This window comes from Billgrantia campisalis (assembly GCF_022341425.1).
GTDB lineage: Bacteria > Pseudomonadota > Gammaproteobacteria > Pseudomonadales > Halomonadaceae > Halomonas > Halomonas campisalis.
In genome coordinates, this window is sequence record NZ_JABFUC010000007.1 from 103,923 (window position 1) to 122,158 (window position 18,236).

The window sequence follows — 18,236 nt, forward strand, 5'->3', positions numbered from 1 at the left end:
CAAGGAAATCCAGATGCAAGACAATACCTTCTGGTGGCGCGGTGGCGTCATCTACCAGATCTATCCGCGCAGCTTTATGGACGCCAACGGCGACGGCATCGGCGATCTGGCGGGCATCACCGACAAGCTCGACTATGTGGCGAGCCTGGGCGTGGACGGCATCTGGCTGTCGCCCTTCTTCACCTCGCCGATGCTCGACTTCGGCTACGACGTCAGCGACTACCGGGACGTGGACCCGATGTTCGGCACCCTGGACGACTTCAAGGCGCTGCTGGAGAAGGCGCATTCATTGGGCCTTAAGGTGATGATCGACCAGGTGATCAGCCACACTTCGGATCAGCACCCCTGGTTCCAGGAGAGCCGTGCCGACCGCACCAATCCCAAGGCGGACTGGTACGTCTGGGCCGATCCCAAGCCGGACGGCACCCCGCCCAACAACTGGCTGTCGATCTTCGGTGGCGCCGCCTGGACCTTCGACTCCCGGCGCCGCCAGTACTACCTGCACAACTTCCTGACCAGCCAGCCGGACCTCAACTTCCACCACCCCGAGGTGCGTCAGGCCCAACTGGACAATATGCGTTTCTGGCTGGAGCTGGGGGTGGACGGCTTCCGCCTGGACACCGTCAACTTCTACTTCCACGACGCCGAGCTGCGCGATAATCCACCGGTGCCCGCGGGCGAGGCCAAGACCCTGGGCGCCCCGGACGCCAACCCCTACACCTGGCAGCGCCACGTCTACGACCTGAGCCGCCCGGAAAACCTCGACTTCCTGAAGCAGCTGCGTGCCCTGATGGACGAGTTCCCCGGCACCACCACGGTGGGCGAGATCGGCGACGATAACCCGCTTGCGCGCATGGCCGAATACACCGCCGGCGGCGACAAGCTGCACATGGCCTACACCTTCGACCTGCTCAACGCGCCCCGCTCGGCGGCCTATCTCCGCGAGGTGCTCGAGCGCTTCCAGCGCCTGGCCGGCGACGCCTGGCCCTGCTGGGCGCTCTCCAACCACGACGTGGTGAGAAGCGCCACCCGCTGGGGCGCGGACGAGGACCCGGTCGCCTACCCCAAGGTGGCGCTGGCCATGCTCTTCTCGCTGCGCGGCAGCGTTTGCCTCTACCAGGGGGAGGAACTGGGCCTGATGGAAGCCGAGGTGCCCTTCGAGCGCATCCAGGACCCCTACGGCAAGGTACTCTGGCCGGAATTCAAGGGCCGCGACGGCTGTCGTACTCCCATGCCCTGGGAAAACGCCGAGCATGGCGGCTTCACCGCCGCGGGGGTGGAACCCTGGCTGCCGGTGGAAACCCGCCAGCTGCCGCTCGCCGTCGCCGCGCAGCAGGACGCCCCGGCCTCGGTGCTCAGCGCCACCCGCCGCCTGCTGGCCCTGCGCAGCGCCCATCCGGCGCTGGTCGAAGGCGACCTGCAGCTGGTAGACGTGGGCGAGGAGCTGCTGGGCTTCGTTCGCGAAACAGGCGATGAGCGAATCCTCTGCGTCTTCAACCTCACCGGCGAGGCTCGCGAGACCCGGCTGCCGATACCAGTCAGCGAGGCCCTCGACGGTCACGGTTTCACCCACGAGCGCGATGGCGAAATCCTGCGCCTGCCGCCCTACCAGGCCGCCTGGTTCGTGCTCTGAGCCACACTCATAACAGCACTCATAACACCTCTCATAACAACACCGCCGGCCCGCGGCGAGCCCCTTCATCACCGGGCCAGCAGCGGGCCGGCAAGGAGACACCCCATGGCAAGCGTCACCCTCGACAAGGTCAACAAGGTCTTCGGCAGCACCCACATCATCAAGGATGTGGACTTGAACATCGGCAACGGGGAATTCGTGGTCTTCGTCGGCCCCTCCGGCTGCGGCAAGTCGACCCTGCTGCGGCTGATCGCCGGGCTGGAGTCGATCAGCGACGGCGAACTCTCCATCGGCGACAGCGTGGTCAACGAGCTCCCGCCCCGGGAGCGCGGCGTCGGCATGGTCTTCCAGTCCTACGCCCTCTACCCGCATATGACGGTCTACGAGAACATGGCCTTCGGCCTCAAGCTCGCCAAGATGGTCAAGGAGACCGTCGACGATCGGGTCATGGCCACCGCCCGTATCCTGCAGCTCGAGGACCTGCTGCACCGCAAGCCCAAGGAGCTCTCCGGCGGCCAGCGCCAGCGCGTGGCCATGGGCCGCGCCATGGCCCGGGAGCCGCGCATCCTGCTGTTCGACGAGCCGCTCTCCAACCTGGATGCCTCGCTGCGCGTGCAGATGCGCAACGAGATCGCCCGCCTGCACCAGCGCCTCGAATCCACCATGATCTACGTCACCCACGACCAGGTAGAGGCCATGACCCTGGCCGACAAGATCGTGGTGCTCAACGCCGGCCGGGTCGAGCAGGTGGGCACGCCCCATGAGCTCTATCAGCGTCCGGCGACCAAGTTCGTGGCCGGCTTTATCGGCTCGCCGACCATGAACTTCATGCCGGCGCGCCTTGCCGGCCACGCCGACCTGGGCTGCCGGGTCGAGGTCGAGGGCATCGGCGAACTGACTCTGCCCCAGGACGCCGACCGCCACGCCAACGGCGAGCCGCTAACCCTGGGCGTGCGCCCCGAGCACCTGCGCCTGGTCGAGGCCAACGGCGACAATGCCTTCGAGATCGTCAACGTCGAGTACCTGGGCAACGAGGTCTATGTCTACCTGGAGCCCAAGGCCGGCGAGACCCTGCTGATCCATCGCAGCGAGGCACCGAGCCCGTGGCGGGTCGGCCAGCGCGTGGCTCTCACGCCGGATCCCGAGCACGTCCACCTCTTCGACCCCCAGGACCGTGCCCTACCGGCAACGCGCACCCGGGCGGCGGCCTGAGACCCTGGACGCCGCCCCACAGCGGGGCGGCGTCCAGGTTCGCACTGGCCAAGGCACGTCATCGGGCCTATGATAGCGAGCTAACTGAATCGATCCAGACAGCGAAGGAAGCGCTCGTGTCTACCCCCCGTCGTATGACTCTCAAGGACTTGGCTCGGGAACTCGGTGTCTCCACGGCGACCGTTTCCAACGCCTTCAATCGCCCGGATCAGCTCTCTCCCGCCCTGCGCGAGCGCATCCTCGGCGAGGCCAGGCGCCTGGGCTATCGCGGGCCCGACGCCAAGGCGCGCAGCCTGCGCACCGGGCGCTCGCGGATCATCGCGGTGATCCTCGCCGAGAGCCTCACCTACAGCCTGAACGACGCCGTGGCCAGCGAACTGCTCTCCGGGGTCGCCGAGGTACTGGACGCCCAGGGCCATACCCTGCTGCTGCTCTCCGCCCGCCAGATGCAGAGCGAGCTGCCCGGCGCCGCCAGCATGGCGGACGGCTATATCGTCTACGGCCTGATGCCCAGCCAGAGCCTGCTGGAGACCCTGCCGACCCAGGCCCCGCTGGTGGCGGTGGACTTCGACGTGACGGGGCGCCCCTCGATCCATGTGGACGATGAGCACGCCTGCTACACCATCGCCCGCCACGCCCTGAGACGTGCCACACGCCGTCCTGGCATCATCAACCTGCGCCTTACCGCTGAGGCCTGCAACGGCCCCATCGCCCCCGACCAGCGGCTGCTCAGCGCCGAGCAGACCATCACCCGCTCGCGCCTGACCGGCTTCTATCGGGCCCTGGACGAGGCGGGTCATGACCCGGCGGCCGTGCCCATGTGGAACATCGAGGAGAACACCTTCGAGGTTTGCGCCCCGGTGATCGAGCCGATCCTCGACCTGCCCGACGACAAGCGCCCCGACCTGCTGCTCTGTGTCTCCGATCGTATCGCCCTCACCGCCCTGACCCTGGCCGAGGACCGCGGTCTTCGGATCCCCGAGGATCTGCGCCTCACCGGCTTCGATGGCATCGCCGAAGGGCAATACCGAGCGCCACGCCTGACCACGGTGCGCCAGGACAGCGTCGAGAAGGGCCGCATGGCCGCGCGCATGATTCTCGGTCTAACGCCGCCCGCGTCCAGCCTGCTGTCCACCGAGCTGCTGATCGGCGACAGCTGCCCCTGAACGCACGCCGCCGACCCAAGGGTCGGCGGCGACTGTCAGGCGACGGCGGTGGCTCAACGCAGCAGCAGCACGGGGACCTTCGCCTTGCGTAGCATACCGGTGGTGGTGCTGCCCACCAGCAGGTGGCGGATGCGCGAGTGGCCATAGGCGCCCATCACCAGCAGGTCGATGCCGTTCTCTTCCTGGTAGGCGCGCAGGGTCGCCTCCACCTCGCCGGCGCGGATGGCGCCTTCGGCCTCATGGCCGGCGTCGCGCAGGGCCTTCAGTGCCCAGTCGAGCTGGGAGCGGTTGTCGCCGGTCTCGGCACCGACGATCACCACGTGGACCGGGATGCCCTCGAACAGCGGGCTCTTGGCCAGCATCTCCACCCCCTTGCGGGTGGTCTTGCTGCCGTCGAAGGCCAGCATCACCGACTCCGGGGTCTTGAAGGTGTCCGGCACCATCAGAATCGGCCGGTGCAGGGTGCGCACCACCCGCTCCAGGTTGGAGCCCAGGTGACCGCTGTCCTGGTGGGCCGTCTCGCCGCGCTTGCCCACCACCAGCAGGCGGATCTCATCCTGAAGCTCCTCGAGGGTTTCCACCAGGGTGCCGTTGCGCTGGCGGGTGGCGGGATCGCTGACGCCACCCTCGACGGCCCGCTCCTTGGCGGCCTTGAGCATCAGTCGGCCCTGCTCCTGGGCCACCTTGGCGCGCTGCTCGTCGAGCTGGGAGAGTTCCTCGAGCAGGTGTTCCCGGGAGCCCAGGCCGATATTGCCGGAGAGGTCCGCCTCGGCGGTCTGGGGGTGGTTATCCACCACGTGCAGGAAGGTCAGCGGCGCGCCCAGGGCCTGGCTGGCCCAGGCGGCGTAGTCGCACACTCCTTCCGAGAACTTCGAGCCGTCGATGGCGGCCATCACCTGTTCGGTCATCGTGTCATTTCCTGGCTGGCGTATGTCGTTGTCTGTCACACCGTTTCTACCCCATGCAGGATGCCTTGACTAGGATGTGGATCAACATCGCACCGGATCGACGAGTGCCGCCTCCCGCTCAGGTAGCCTCCAGGAAGGGCGTCAGCGGAGCCGCATGGGCCAGGGCCCACTCGCCATGCTTGGACAGAAAGCATGGGGACTTCGCCCCGCCGCTTGCCAATGCTCTCAGAGTGCCGGGGCGTCGTAGCCGTGGGGCTCGTCGGTATAGACGCAGACGTTGGCGCGGTCCACGTCACCCTCGGGCGATTCGACATGGGTGGCGAAGAATTCCTGGATCTCGCGACGGTTGCAGTGCGCCTCGAAGGCCTCGCGGCTGGCCCAGGTCTCGTGGAAGACGATCGGGTAGCTGGCACCCTGGGCGTTGGGGTGATCGATATGCCGGGTCACGGTGTACCGAATGCAGCCGTCCTCTCGATGCGTATTGGGCTCAAGCGCCTGCAGGGCCTTGAACAGGGCCTCTTCGCGGCCGGGCTTGGGCTTGAAGCTGGCAATGCAGTAGATCTTCTGGGACATCTAGCGTCTCCTTATCGTGGGCCACGCTGACCTCGAGGATGGGCCCTGGCATGGAAAAAAGCCGGCGCACCGTGCGGGACGGGGCCGGCTCGGGGAAAGATCAGCGCAGCAGCAGGATGGGCACGCTGGCGCGGCGCAGCATCTCGGTGGTGGTGCTGCCCACCAGCAGCTGGCGGATGCGGGAGTGACCATAGGCCCCCATCACCAGCAGGTCGATGCCCTGCTCCTCCTGGTAGGCACGCAGGGTCGCCTCCACCTCGCCGGCGCGGATGGCGCCCTCGGCATCAATGCCGCCGTCGCGCAGGGTCTTCAGCGCCCAGTCGAGCTGGGAGCGGTTGTCGCCGGTCTCGGCACCGACGATCACCACGTGAACCGGGACACCCTCGAACAGCGGGCTCTTGGCCAGCATCTCCACCCCCTTGCGGGTGGTCTTGCTGCCGTCGAAGGCAATCATCACCGCTTCGGGGCGCTTGAAGGTGTGCGGCACCATCAGGATCGGCCGGTGCAGGGTGCGCACCACCCGCTCCAGGTTGGAGCCCAGATGGCCGCTGTCCTGGTCGGCGGTCTCGCCGCGCTTGCCGATCACCAGCAGGCGCATCTCTTCCTGCAGCTCCTCCAGGGTCTCGACCAGGGTGCCGTTGCGCTGGCGGGTGGCGGGGTCGCTCACGCCATCCTCGATGGCCCGCTCCTTGGCGGCCTTGAGCATCAGCCGGCCCTGCTCCTGGGCCACCTTGGCGCGCTGCTCGTCGAGACGGGAGAGCTCATCCAGCAGGTGCTCCCGGGAGCCCAGGCCGATATTGCCGGAGAGGTCCGCCTCGGCGGTCTGGGGGTGGTTATCCACCACGTGCAGGAAGGTCAGCGGCGCGCCCAGGGCCTGGCTGGCCCAGGCGGAGTAGTCGCACACGCCTTCCGAGAACGTCGAGCCGTCGATGGTGGCCATCACCTGTTCGGTCATCTCAGTGTCCTCCCATCAGTTTCTCGACGGCGGCCGGGTCGTCATGCACCGCATAGCGGTCGACGATGGTGGCGCTCGCCTCGTTGAGGCCCACCAGCTCCACCTCGGTGCCCTCGCGGCGGAACTTGATCACCACCCGGTCCAGGGTCTGAACGGCGGTGATGTCCCAGAAGTGGGCGCGAGACAGGTCGATGGTGACCTTCTCCACGGTCTCCTTGAAATCGAAGGCGTTGCCGAAGCGCTCCGAGGAGGCGAAGAACACCTGCCCCACCACCTTGTAGATGCGGCGGCTGCCCTCGTCGGCCTCCTCGCTGCCGATATAGAGGATATTGCCCACCTTGTTGGCGAAGTTCATGGCGGCGAGCAGCACCCCGACGAAGACGCCGATGGCCAGGTTGTGGGTCACCACGGTGACGATGACGGTGGCGATCATCACCACATTGGTGCTCATGGGGTGCTGCTTGAGATCACGGATCGAGCTCCAGCTGAAGGTGCCGATGGAAACCATGATCATCACCGCGACGAGTGCGGCCATGGGAATCTGCGAGACCCAGTCGGAGAGGAACACCACCATCATCAGCAGCACCACGCCGGCGATCAGCGAGGAGAGGCGAGTCCGGCCGCCAGACTTCACGTTGATCACCGACTGGCCGATCATCGCGCAGCCCGCCATGCCGCCCAGCAGGCCGGAGCCGATGTTGGCGATGCCCTGGCCCTTGCACTCGCGGTTCTTGTCGCTGGGGGTATCGGTCAGGTCGTCGACGATGGTGGCGGTCATCATCGACTCGAGCAGGCCGACCACGGTGAGCATCAGCGCATAGGGCAGGATGATCCACAGCGTCTCGAGATTGAGCGGCACGTCCGGCCACAGGAACATCGGCAGGGTGTCGGGCAGCTCGCCCATATCGCCGACGCTTCTGATCTCCATACCGCTGATCAGGTAGACGGCGGTGAGCACCACGATGCAGACCAGCGGCGAGGGGATCGACTTGCCAATCCTGGGCAGGTAGGGGAAGCCGTAGATGATGCCAAGGCCCGCCAGCGTCATGGCATAGACATGCCAGGTCACGCCGGTCAACTCCGGCAGCTGGGCCATGAAAATCAGGATCGCCAGGGCGTTGACGAAGCCAGTGACCACCGAGCGCGACACGAAGCGCATCAGCTCGGCGAGCTTGAGATACCCAGCAATGATCTGCAGCACCCCGGTGAGCAGGGTGGCGGCCAGCAGGTACTCGAGGCCGTGATCGCGCACCAGCGTGACCATCAGCAGCGCCATGGCACCGGTGGCCGCCGAGATCATCCCCGGGCGGCCACCGGTGAAGGCGATGACGACCGCGATGCAGAAAGAGGCGTAGAGGCCCACCTTGGGGTCGACGCCGGCGATGATGGAGAAGGCGATCGCCTCGGGAATCAGGGCCAGGGCGACCACGATACCGGCGAGGGTGTCGCCTTTCACGTTGGAGAACCAGGTCTGTCGTATCGATTCGAACATGCTGCGTTCCAGTCAGGGTGAGTGTCTTGCCATATGGCGCCAGGGGGTCTTGCATGCGACACCATGCTCCGGCCGCACCGCGAGGGGGTGGGTTGCCGGAGGGTCGCTATCGGGTCGAGCAGAAGGGGCGCAGGGGCCCACGGCATCAGCGTGATGCCGAGCGGTAACGACGCCATGACGGCGCCGCTGCCAGAGCAGGAAGGGGTACGCTAGGGCGGCGTGGCCGGCCCTGTCAGGGGAGTCATCACGGTGTGTCGTTCCCTTGTTCTTTACGATCAGTGCGGGCTGATCGCGCTTCTCGATCGGCCGCGTTAGCTGGAAAAGGATCCAGGCGGCCGCCAGGTCAGGAGCGCAGCATTCTATCAGACTCGATGCTGCGCTGCACCCTGGCCTCGCCGCTGGCGCTCCAGGCGGCGCTCATAGAGGCCCTTGGCGACCAGGGTGCCCAGCACCAGGCTGCCGCCGACCAGGGCGATGGGCGCCGGCTGCTCGGCGAGGATCCACCACACCCAGAGGGTGCCCACCACCACCTCGAGCAGCATCAGCAGGCCCACCTCGGCGGCGGGCAGGTAGAGCGGCCCGCGCTGAATCAGGGTGAACCCCAGCGGCAGCAGCACCAGGCACAGCAGCACCAGCAGCAGCAGGCTGTCCGCCGGTGGCAAGGCAAGCCCGCCGGTGACGCTGCCCACCAGGGCCGCCGCACCGGCCACCAACAGCCCGGAGAGGGTCAGCATGGGGCTCATGTCGATACCCGGCCGGGTGCGGCAGAGCGTGAAATTGGCGGCCAGCGAGGTCGCCGCCAGCAGCGCGAAGGCGTTGCCGATCCACGAGCCCTCACCGGCATCGTCGAGCACGATCAGCGAGGTGCCGAACAGGCAGAGCCAGATCGCCAGCCAGGTCCGCCGCGGCAGCCGTTCGCCAAGAAACAGGCGCGACAGCAGCGCCGCGATCAGCGGCGCCCCGGCCAGGATCATCAGCACGTTGCCGCCCTTGGTGTACTGATTGCCGAGCACGAAGCCGAAGGTGGAGCAGCTGAACAGCACCGCCACGCCGATACCGGTCCAGCCGCAGCGCCGGTAGGCCTGAACCGTCCCGGCGCCGTGACGCAGCAGCATGATGGCAATGAAGCCCAGCGCCGTGAGCAGGCCCCGCCAGACCAGGATCTCGGCGTCGGGCAGGCCGATCAGCTTGATCAGCAGGGCGTCGGGCGAAATGATCAGGGCACCGCCGCCGGTCAGCAGCAGCCCCTGCTGGCGGTGCGAGAGAGAGTGAACCAAGGCGACCTCGCTGTCAGGGAGAGGCGCCTATGTTACATGTCCCCATGGCAGTGTGGTCAGGTACCGTCGCCTCTATCCTGCCTGCCCGCTGTTGCCCTGCTCGCTATCGCCCTCTTCGCTACTGCCCCGGGCGTTCCTGTCGGCACGCGCCTGGGCCGCCGGCGATGCCTTCAGGTGCCGGAAGGCCTCCATGATATCCATGGGCAGCGGGAAGAAGATGGTAGAGGCGTTCTTGTTGCTCATGTCGCTCATGGTCTGCAGGTAGCGCAGCTGCAGCGCCGCCGAGTTCTCGGCCATGACGTTGGCCGCCTCAACCAGCTTCCTGGAGGCCTGCAGCTCACCCTCGGCGTGAATCACCTTGGCACGCCGCTCACGCTCGGCCTCGGCCTGACGGGCGATGGCGCGAATCATGCTCTCGTCGAGATCGACATGCTTGATCTCCACGTTAGCCACTTTGATGCCCCACTCCTCGGTCTGGGCATCGATGATCTCCTGGATGTCATCGTTGAGCTTGTCGCGCTCTGAGAGCATCTCGTCCAGGTCGTGCTTACCGAGCACCGAGCGCAGCGTGGTCTGGGCCAGCTGGCTGGTCGCGACGGTGAAGTTCTCCACCTGGATGATCGCCTTCTCCGGGTCCACCACCCGGAAGTAGAGCACCGCGTTGACCTTTACCGTGACGTTGTCCTGGGAGATGACGTCCTGTTCCGGCACGTCCATGGTGATTACCCGCAGGTCGACCACGGTCATCTGCTGGATGCCGGGGATGATAATGATCAGGCCCGGCCCCTTGACCGCCTGGAAGCGGCCGAGGAAGAACACCACCCCACGCTTGTATTCCGGCAGGATTCGAATGGCTGCTGCCAGAAACATCAGCACCAGTACCAGCGGCACGAGATAGGTAATCAACATGGTCGCGTCTCCTTGGCAAATCCTTGGCTTGCGGTGTGATGGCTGCAGCCCACGGCTACGAGCCGGATGAGTGGGACTCTAGCGGGCGCACCTCGGCGGTCAGGCCATCGATGGCCACCACCCTGAGCGGCTGCCCTCGATATATCGGCTGGCTTGACCGGGCCTTCCAGCGCTCGCCGCGAAGGCGTACATGCCCCTGCCCCTCGAAATCCTCCAGCGCCACGGCCTCGGCGCCCACCAGCTCCTCCTGCCCGGTGCGCACCCGGCTGCGTCGCAGCCCCGCGAAGCGCGTCATCACCCACAGCATCAGGATTGACGCCAGGGCCGCCACGCTGGCGATCATCGGGATGGAGATACGCAGGTTGTCGGCGTCCATCAGGATCACCGAGCCGATCACGAAGGCGACGATCCCCCCCGTACCCAGTATCCCGAAGCTGGGCATCAGCGCCTCGCCGACGATCAGCGCCAGCCCCACCAGGATCAGCGCCAGGCCGGCGAAGTTCACCGGCAGCACCTGGAAGGCGAACAGCGCCAGCAGCAGGCAGATGATGCCGATGGTGCCCGGCACCAGGCTGCCCGGGTTGGAGAGTTCGAAGATCAGCCCGTAGAAGCCGATGATCATCAGGAAGTAGGCGACGTTGGGGTTGGTGATCACCTGCAGCAGCTGGGTGCGCCAGTCGGGATCGAAGCGCTCGATGACCAGATCGGCGGTCTCCAGGGTGCGCTCGCCGCGATCCATCACCACCGTCCGGCCGTCGATCTGCGCCAGCAGGTCCTCGATATCGCTGGCCACCACGTCGATGACGTTCTTCTCCAGCGCCTCGCGGGAGGTCAGGTTGACCGCTTCGCGCACCGCCTCCTCGGCCCAGTCGGCGTTGCGGCCGTGGCGCTCGGCCAGCCCGCGAATGTAGGAGACGGCGTCCTCGAGCACCTTGCGCTCCATGGCGGTCTCGCCGCGCCGCGGGCTGTCGGCGGCCTCGCTGCGCTCGTCGGCCTCCTCGCGCACCGCCTCGTCGTCGGGCAGCGCCTCCTCATCGTTGGCGCCGTTCTCCTCGGTCGCCTCCTCATTCCGGGCGTCGTTGTCGTCATCATCGTCATCGCCGATGCCGGGGAAACCGCCGCCCATCTGTACCGGCGTCGCCGAGCCCAGGTGGGTGGAGGGTGCCATGGCGGCCACATGGCTGCCGTAGATCAGGTAGGTGCCGGCGCTGGCGGCCCGGGAGCCGCTGGGCGAGACATAGATGGCCACCGGCACGGACGAGTTGAGCATGGCCCGGATCATGTCGCGCATGGAGGCGTCCAGCCCGCCGGGGGTGTCCATCTGCACCACCACGATCTCGGCGTTCTGATCGGCGGCACGGCTCAAGCCGCGCTGGAAATAGTCGCTGGTGGCGGGGCCGATGGCCCCCTCGACGGTCAGCACCAGAGCAGTGCGCTGCTCCTGCTGGGCATTGACCTGCCACGCCATCAGCCCGCCCAGCACCAGGCAGAGCAGGCTGAAAAGCAGCAACAGGCGATGAAAGAGGGTGGCACGGAGCACGCTCATGATGACCCTTCCTTCCGATGGCGGCAGCTGTCCCTTGTGAGTTTCCCCGCCGCGGTTGGTTCAGCCTCTTCTGATTCCAGCCTAGCAGGACAGGCGTGGGGACGCCGAATCGAATCGCCTGCCGCAGGGCGCGCTCGCAACGCCGGCGAGCCGCCACGGATCAGGGGGTTGCCGCTCGCGGCCGGGTCGCCAGCACATCGGCACGAATCACGGTCTGCTCAGCGATCAGGGGGTTCACCACCTCCCGGCAGGCAAGGTAGTGCGGCGTCTGCTTGTGGGCGGCGAGCGCCGCCTCGTCGGCATACAGCTCATAGAGGTGGAAGAGATCCGGGCTGTCGCGATCCTCGATCACGTCGAAGACATGACAGCCCGGTTCCTCGCGCACCGAGGCGGCGGCATTGGGCAGCATGGCGGCCAGGAAGGCGTTGCGCTGGCCGGGCTTGAGGCGGGTCTGGACGATGATGCAGTACATGGGGTGGCTCCAGGGTTGTGGTGGAAGAACTTTTATGAAAACATTTTCCACATTCACGTGAAACCCTGTCTCTGGAGACCGCTGCCATGCAACGCCCCGCTCCGCTCAACGGCATGCGCCATATCGCCCTGCAGGTTCAGGACCTGGAGGCGTGCGAGCGCTTCTACGTCGATATCCTGGGCATGCGCGTGCTGAGACGCGCCCATGAGGACCTGGTCTACCTGACCCTGGGCAACGACAACTTCTCGCTGAGCCGCGCCAAGGCCGACACCGGCGGCGACCCGCAGCGTCTGGACCACTTCGGCTTCGTGGTCGATACCCCGGAAGACGTGGACGCCTGGCACGCCTACCTGCAGGCCAGCGGCGTCGAGGTGGTGCGCGGCCCCCACGATCACGGCGACGGCGGCCGCAGCCTCTACTGCCGGGACCCCGACGGCAATTCCGTGCAGCCGCTCTATCACCCCAGCGTTTCCGGCCAGCGGCTACGCTGACCCCGACTCTCTCGTTGGCGGCCTTCCGGCCGCCGGTTCACCGGCATGCCCGACATGCTGACTCCTTGGGTGCCACCACCGCTGGCGGTGGCACCCCTTTTTTGGTTCGTCAATCGGTCATGCAAGGGCTATAGGGATCGGTTACAGCTCGTGGGGCTCTCCCGCGTAGCGTCGCCCCCTTTGCCCGCGACTCATCCAATTGCGGCGACGCTGTAAGGAAAGCGGCTCGCCCCCGACCATTCCCTGTCACACAATAGAGTGGTCCACTGGCGACAGGCCCAGCGCACGAGATCAGATGACCCGATACCGAGGAATGTCATGCCGGATACCCTTTCACCCTCCGCTCAGCCGCTAACGCTGTCCGCTCAGCTCGAGGCGGCGCTCAGCCTGGATGGCCAGTCGTGGGGCATCGGCAAGATACGGCCGATGGCCGATACCGGCCTGGCCCACCACCACCTGTGGCTGAGCCGTGAGGGAGACGACTGGGTGGCCCGCCTGCCCAAGCAGAGCCAGCTGGGCCTCGACGCTCGGGCCAACCTGGACTATCAGGCGGCCTGCTTCGCGCGCGCCGGCGAAAGCGGCCACACCCCCGCGCTACACGGGGTGCTGCCGCCCTCGAAGGCACTCCCGCGTGGCGGGCTGCTGGTCAGTGCGATCAATGGCCGACCGGCGCGGCTGCCCCAGGACCTGCCGGCCATCGCCCGAGCGCTGGCCGCCCTGCATGGCCTGCCGCTGCCGTCGCCTGATCGGCGCCCGCCGCTGCTCGCCCCCAAGGATCCCTGGTCGGCGATGCGCGACGAGGTCGCCACCCAGGCCGCCTTCCTCGACGAGGCCGGCCTCGACTCCGCGGTGCGCCGGGCCATCGAGAGCGAACTCACCGCGCTGCCCGAGACGCTGCCCGGCAGCGAAGCGCGGCTGATCAGCTTCGATGCGCACCCGGGCAACTTCCTGATGACCGACGACGGCCGAGCCGTGCTGGTCGACCTGGAGAAGTGCCGCTACGGCCTGCCCGGCTTCGACCTGGCCCATGCGACGCTCTACACCTCCACCACCTGGGATATGAACAGCTACGCCGAACTCGCGCCCGACGAGGTGGCAAGCTTCTATCATGACTGGGCGCAGGCCGCGGGGCCGGCCGGCGGCAAGGCCAGCCTGCTGGCCTGCCGGCGCGCCATGTGGCTCTGGTCGCTGACCTGGTGCGCCAAGTGGCGCGCCAGCCACCGCCGCGCGCAGGACGCCACCGCCCGCGGGGAGGACTGGTCCGCCGAGCTCAGCGACGACGCCCTGGTCGCCCATGTCCGCGACCGGGTCGAGCACTACCTGTCGCTCCCCGTGATCGAGCGGGTACGCGCCGAGCTGCGTGACCTCGCTACCGCCCTGCCCCTTTGACCCGGCCCCCGTGGCCCACCGCTGAAGAAAGGAACTTCGCCGATGCCAATCCGCCCGCTCGCTGCCGCCCTCGCCCTGCTGCCCCTGTCGCTGCACGCCGCCCCCGACCCCGCCGACTGGGAGGCCGTGCTCGACGAGGCCCGCGGCCAGACCGTCTACTGGAATGCCTGGGCCGGCGAGGAGCGCATCAATGACTATATCCAGTGGGCCGGGCGCCAGGTCGCCGAGCGTTTCGATATCGAGCTGGTGCACGTCAAGCTCGGCGATACCGCCGAGGCGGTCTCCCGGGTGCTGGCCGAGAAGCAGGCCGGCAACCATGAGCGCGGCAATGTGGACCTGATCTGGATCAACGGCGAGAATTTCGCCACCATGAAGGCCAACGATCTGCTCTTCGGCCCCTGGTCGGAGCAGGCGCCCCACTACCCGCTCACCGACCCGGAAAACACTCCGGCGGTGCGCTACGACTGGACCATCCCGGTAGATGGCCTGGAGCTGCCCTGGAGCAGCTCCCAGGTGGTCTTCTACTACGATACGGCGCTGGTCGAGGAACACCCGCGCTCCATGCCCGAGCTGCTCGACTGGGCGCGGGAGAACCCCGGCGACTTCACCTATGCGCGGGTGCCCAACTTCCTCGGCAACGCCTTTATCACCCAGGCGCTGCTGGAGCTTGCCGACGACACCGAACGCTTCTATGCCCCGGTCGAGGACGCCGACTTCGAGGCCGCCACGGCCCCGCTATGGGAGTTCCTGGACGCGCTCCACCCCCACCTGTGGCGCAGCGGCCGGGCCTTCCCGGCCAACAGCGCGGAGCTGCGCCGGCTGATGGGCGACGGCGAAATCAGCATCGGGCTCTCCTTCAGCACCACCGAGGCCTCCGGCGCCATTGCCAATTTCGAGCTGCCCGACACGGTGCGCAGCTATGTGCATGACGGCGGCATGATCGGCAACATGAGCTTCCTGGCGATTCCCTACAACGCCCAGCACAAGGCCGGCGCCATGGTGGTGGCCGACTTCCTGCTCTCCCCCGAGGCCCAGGCCGAGAAGCAGGACCCGGTGGTCTGGGGCAGCAATACCGTGCTCTCCCTGGAGACCCTGAACGAAGCGGACCGCGCCCGCTTCGAGGATATCGACCTGGGCATCGCCACCCTCTCGCCGGACGAACTGGGCACGGTGCTCGGCCAGCCCCATCCGAGCTGGGTCGATGCCCTGGAGGCCGCCTGGCAGGCCCGCTACGTCGGCAACTGATGGCAGTGACACGAATCGCCATGTCGTCACCACCCCGTAAGCGATACCGAGCGAGGGCGGCCGCGAGATGATCCTGCGTCTCGCCCCACCGCTGATCGTCACCCTGCTGGTGGGGCCGATCCTGGCCGGGCTGGTCATGGCGGTGCTCCCCGCCTTCGGCTACCTGCCGGCACTGGGCGGCACCGAGTTCAGCCTGGCGCCCTGGCGGGAGCTGTTCGCTCAGCCCGGCCTGATGCGCTCGGTGGCGGTCAGCTTCACCAGCGGCCTGGTGACGACCCTGATCTCGCTGGCCGTGGTGCTGCTGTTTCTGGCCGGCGCCTCGGGCAGCCGGCTGGATCGCTGGATCCGGCGGATGGTCTCGCCACTGCTGTCGATTCCCCACGCCGCCGCCGCCTTCGGGCTGGCCTTTTTGATCGCGCCGTCGGGTCTGATCTCGCGACTGGTCTCGCCGGGGGTGACCGGCTGGGAGCGCCCGCCCGATGCCCTGATCGTCCAGGACCCCTGGGGGCTGTCGCTGATGGCTGGCCTGGTGATCAAGGAGATCCCTTTCCTGCTGCTGATGAGCCTGGCCGCCCTGCCCCAGCTCGATCCGGAACGGCGCGTGGCCATGGCCCGCTCGCTGGGCTACCGGCCGACCATCGCCTGGCTCAAGGTGGTGATGCCCGCCCTCTATCCACTGATCCGTCTGCCGGTCTATGCGGTGATCGCCTATGCCACCTCGGTGGTGGACGTGGCGCTGATCCTCGGCCCCACCCTGCCGCCGACGCTGTCGGTGTCGATCCTCACCTGGTTCCACGACCCCGATCTCACCCGACGCTTCATGGCCTCGGCGGGGGCGGTGCTGCAGCTTGGGGTCACCGCCGCGGCACTGGCGACCTGGTGGTGCCTGGAGTGCCTCGTTTCCCGACTGGGGAGCCACTGGGTCGCCCGCGGCGGACGCCGGCGCGGCGAGCTGTCGCTGCGCCTGGCCGGCAAGGGGCTGATCCTGCTGGCCACCCTGACCGCCTTCGTGGGAATCGCCAGCCTCGCCCTCAACTCCATCGCCGGCTTCTGGCGCTTCCCCGAGGCCCTGCCCCAGGGGTTCACCGCCAGCCACTGGCTGCGGGCCCTGCCCAACCTCTCGGGCCCGGTGGCCTCGACCATCATCATCGCCACCGCTGCCACCCTGATCGCTTTGGCGCTGGCACTGGCGGCGCTGGAAAACGAGCAGCGCACCGGCCGCCATCCGGCTCAGGGCCGTCTGTTATCGGCACTGGGGCTGCTCTATCTGCCGCTGATCGTGCCGCAGATCGCTTTCCTGTTCGGCCTGGTGGTGGTGATGGAGTCACTGGGCACCCGCCCGCAGCATGCCCTGGTGATCTTCGGCCACCTGCTGTTCGTGCTGCCCTATGTATTCCTGTCGCTCTCGGAGGCCTATCGGCGCTTCGACCCGCGCTGGTCGCAGTTGGCCCTGAGCCTGGGCGCCTCGCGCAACGCCGCCTTCTGGCGGGTGCGCCTGCCGATGCTGCTGGCGCCGATGCTGACCGCCTGCGCCGTGGGGCTCGCCGTCAGCATCGGCCAGTACCTGCCCACCCAACTGCTCGGCGCCGGCCGCGTGCCCACCGTGACCACCGAGGCGGTGTCACTGGCCGCCGGTGGCAACCGGCGGGTGATCGGCGTCTGGGCCCTGGTCCAAGCCAGCCTGCCGCTGGTGGGCTTCATCATCGCCGTGGGCCTGCCACGGCTGCTCTGGTCCAACCGCCGCGGCATGCGAGGAGCCCCATGAACGACCGCCATCACCTGGTGCTGAAAGATATCCATATCGCCCTGGATGGGGTGACCCTGCTGGCACTCGATGCCGAAGTCGGCCCCGGGGAGGTACTCACCGTGATGGGGCCGTCGGGCTCCGGCAAGTCGACCCTGCTGGCCTACCTGGCCGGGTTTCTCGCCCCGGCATTCCAGGCCAGCGGCCGGGCGCTGCTCGATGATCAGGACATCACCGCCCTGCCGGCGGAGCGGCGCGGCATCGGCCTGCTGTTCCAGGACCCGCTGCTGTTTCCCCACCTCTCGGTGGGCGGCAATCTGCGCTTCGGCATGCCCCGCGCCACCCCCGACAAGGCCGAGCGGGTCGAGGCGGCCCTCGCCCAGATCGGCCTGTCCGGCTTCGGCCAGCGCGACCCGGCCACCCTCTCCGGCGGCCAGAAGTCCCGCGTGGCCCTGATGCGCCTGCTGCTCTCCGAGCCCTGCGCCGTGCTGCTCGACGAGCCCTTCTCCAAGCTTGACACTCACCTGCGCCACGAGATCCGCCAACTGGTGTTCGACCGGCTTCGCGCTGCGGGCCTGCCCAGCTTGCTGGTCACCCACGACCGGGAAGACGCCGAGGATGCCGGCGGCCGGGTGATCGAACTCAGTCACTGAGCATGCCCTATCCGTCAGCCACGAACACGACATCGCCAGGCGGGTCGCCTGGCGATGTCTCGGGGAGGGGGATGACACCGATTCAGAAGTCGGCGTGCAGTTGGTAGCGGTTGGCTCCCTGCTGTTTGGCGCTGGTGTTCCAGGACTCGACTTCCAGCGTGTAGGTGCCGGGCTGCACCTGACGGTCGAGCACGAAGTTATTGCCTTGACGGCTCGCCATGGTCACCAGGCTGCCGTTGTCATCCCGCAGGACGGCTCGCACGTGGATATGCGCCGTTTCCGTGGGAATGAACGCCTGGCTGGCGACTTCAATCCGAGTGGGTGACTGAACCTGCAGGATGTAGTGGTCCTTACCGCCCACGGCCTGCGAGCTCGAGTAGCCATTGTTCAGGTCGAACGACATTGCGGATGCTTGGCTCGCCACGCCCAGAGCGAGTGCGGCGGTCATCACGGCAGCGGCAATTTTCATTGTAGATTTCATGACATTTCTCCTGATTTAATCAGCTTGTCTTTTCAACTATCGCCAGGATTTTCTTGTGTGAATCCTTGCCTCTTAGTAGGAGAGACATGT

General features: G+C 67.3%; 17 protein-coding genes. 8 read left to right on the forward strand and 9 right to left on the reverse strand.

The features are described from left to right. Nucleotides 1–13 precede the first annotated feature (13 nt). The 3 genes from HOP52_RS10100 (at nucleotide 14) to HOP52_RS10110 (ending at nucleotide 4,011) form a co-directional block, all read left to right on the forward strand. A complete protein-coding gene (locus tag HOP52_RS10100) occupies nucleotides 14–1,633 on the forward strand; it encodes an alpha-glucosidase family protein (protein WP_238977258.1) in 1,620 nt (539 codons plus the stop codon). A gap of 105 nt (nucleotides 1,634–1,738) precedes the next feature. Then, nucleotides 1,739–2,845, forward strand: coding sequence for an ABC transporter ATP-binding protein (locus tag HOP52_RS10105; RefSeq protein ID WP_238977259.1), 1,107 nt, complete (start codon nucleotides 1,739–1,741; stop codon nucleotides 2,843–2,845). A 116-nt stretch (nucleotides 2,846–2,961) separates the two neighbouring features. Continuing rightward, a complete protein-coding gene (locus tag HOP52_RS10110; protein ID WP_238977260.1) occupies nucleotides 2,962–4,011 on the forward strand; it encodes a substrate-binding domain-containing protein in 1,050 nt (349 codons plus the stop codon). Between the two features lie 53 nt (nucleotides 4,012–4,064). On the opposite strand, the gene HOP52_RS10115 is transcribed toward HOP52_RS10110, so the two are convergent. From HOP52_RS10115 to HOP52_RS10150, 8 genes are all read right to left on the reverse strand, one after another. Further along, nucleotides 4,065–4,919, reverse strand: coding sequence for a universal stress protein (locus HOP52_RS10115; RefSeq protein ID WP_238977261.1), 855 nt, complete (start codon nucleotides 4,917–4,919; stop codon nucleotides 4,065–4,067). A gap of 225 nt (nucleotides 4,920–5,144) precedes the next feature. Then, nucleotides 5,145–5,492 (reverse strand): putative quinol monooxygenase, encoded by a 348-nt coding sequence (locus tag HOP52_RS10120; RefSeq protein WP_238977262.1) that lies wholly within the window; start codon nucleotides 5,490–5,492, stop codon nucleotides 5,145–5,147. 100 nt (nucleotides 5,493–5,592) lie between these two features. Continuing rightward, entirely contained in the window at nucleotides 5,593–6,447 is an 855-nt protein-coding gene (locus tag HOP52_RS10125) for a universal stress protein (RefSeq protein ID WP_238977263.1), read from the reverse strand. 1 nt (nucleotide 6,448) lies between these two features. After that, nucleotides 6,449–7,939 carry a SulP family inorganic anion transporter gene (locus HOP52_RS10130; protein WP_238977264.1) on the reverse strand — a complete coding sequence of 497 codons (1,491 nt, stop codon included), beginning with the start codon at nucleotides 7,937–7,939 and terminating at the stop codon, nucleotides 6,449–6,451. A gap of 362 nt (nucleotides 7,940–8,301) precedes the next feature. Further along, entirely contained in the window at nucleotides 8,302–9,216 is a 915-nt protein-coding gene (locus HOP52_RS10135) for a DMT family transporter (RefSeq protein WP_238977265.1), read from the reverse strand. A gap of 72 nt (nucleotides 9,217–9,288) precedes the next feature. Continuing rightward, nucleotides 9,289–10,125 carry a slipin family protein gene (locus tag HOP52_RS10140; protein ID WP_238977266.1) on the reverse strand — a complete coding sequence of 279 codons (837 nt, stop codon included), beginning with the start codon at nucleotides 10,123–10,125 and terminating at the stop codon, nucleotides 9,289–9,291. A 55-nt stretch (nucleotides 10,126–10,180) separates the two neighbouring features. Continuing rightward, nucleotides 10,181–11,671: an NfeD family protein gene (locus HOP52_RS10145; protein WP_238977267.1), complete on the reverse strand. Its 1,491-nt coding sequence runs from the start codon at nucleotides 11,669–11,671 to the stop codon at nucleotides 10,181–10,183. Nucleotides 11,672–11,831: 160 nt separating this feature from the next. Further along, a complete protein-coding gene (locus tag HOP52_RS10150) occupies nucleotides 11,832–12,143 on the reverse strand; it encodes a putative quinol monooxygenase (RefSeq protein WP_238977268.1) in 312 nt (103 codons plus the stop codon). A gap of 86 nt (nucleotides 12,144–12,229) precedes the next feature. Between HOP52_RS10150 and HOP52_RS10155 the strand changes: the two genes are divergently transcribed. The 5 genes from HOP52_RS10155 to HOP52_RS10175 all read left to right on the forward strand — a co-directional run bounded on the left by HOP52_RS10155 (nucleotide 12,230) and on the right by HOP52_RS10175 (nucleotide 17,665). Continuing rightward, the gene (locus HOP52_RS10155; protein ID WP_238977269.1) at nucleotides 12,230–12,634 is read left to right on the forward strand and encodes a VOC family protein; all 405 of its coding nucleotides are present in this window, start codon (nucleotides 12,230–12,232) and stop codon (nucleotides 12,632–12,634) included. Between the two features lie 318 nt (nucleotides 12,635–12,952). Further along, a complete protein-coding gene (locus tag HOP52_RS10160) occupies nucleotides 12,953–14,023 on the forward strand; it encodes a phosphotransferase (RefSeq protein WP_238977270.1) in 1,071 nt (356 codons plus the stop codon). A 42-nt stretch (nucleotides 14,024–14,065) separates the two neighbouring features. Next, a complete protein-coding gene (locus tag HOP52_RS10165; RefSeq protein ID WP_238977271.1) occupies nucleotides 14,066–15,268 on the forward strand; it encodes an ABC transporter substrate-binding protein in 1,203 nt (400 codons plus the stop codon). Between the two features lie 67 nt (nucleotides 15,269–15,335). Continuing rightward, a complete protein-coding gene (locus HOP52_RS10170; protein WP_238977272.1) occupies nucleotides 15,336–17,033 on the forward strand; it encodes an ABC transporter permease in 1,698 nt (565 codons plus the stop codon). Next, nucleotides 17,030–17,665 (forward strand): ATP-binding cassette domain-containing protein, encoded by a 636-nt coding sequence (locus tag HOP52_RS10175; RefSeq protein WP_238977273.1) that lies wholly within the window; start codon nucleotides 17,030–17,032, stop codon nucleotides 17,663–17,665. The genes HOP52_RS10170 and HOP52_RS10175 overlap by 4 nt, the downstream gene beginning before the upstream one ends. 82 nt (nucleotides 17,666–17,747) lie before the next feature. Here HOP52_RS10175 and HOP52_RS10180 read toward each other — a convergent pair whose 3' ends face one another. After that, nucleotides 17,748–18,146: a hypothetical protein gene (locus HOP52_RS10180; protein ID WP_238977274.1), complete on the reverse strand. Its 399-nt coding sequence runs from the start codon at nucleotides 18,144–18,146 to the stop codon at nucleotides 17,748–17,750. Nucleotides 18,147–18,236 lie beyond the last annotated feature (90 nt).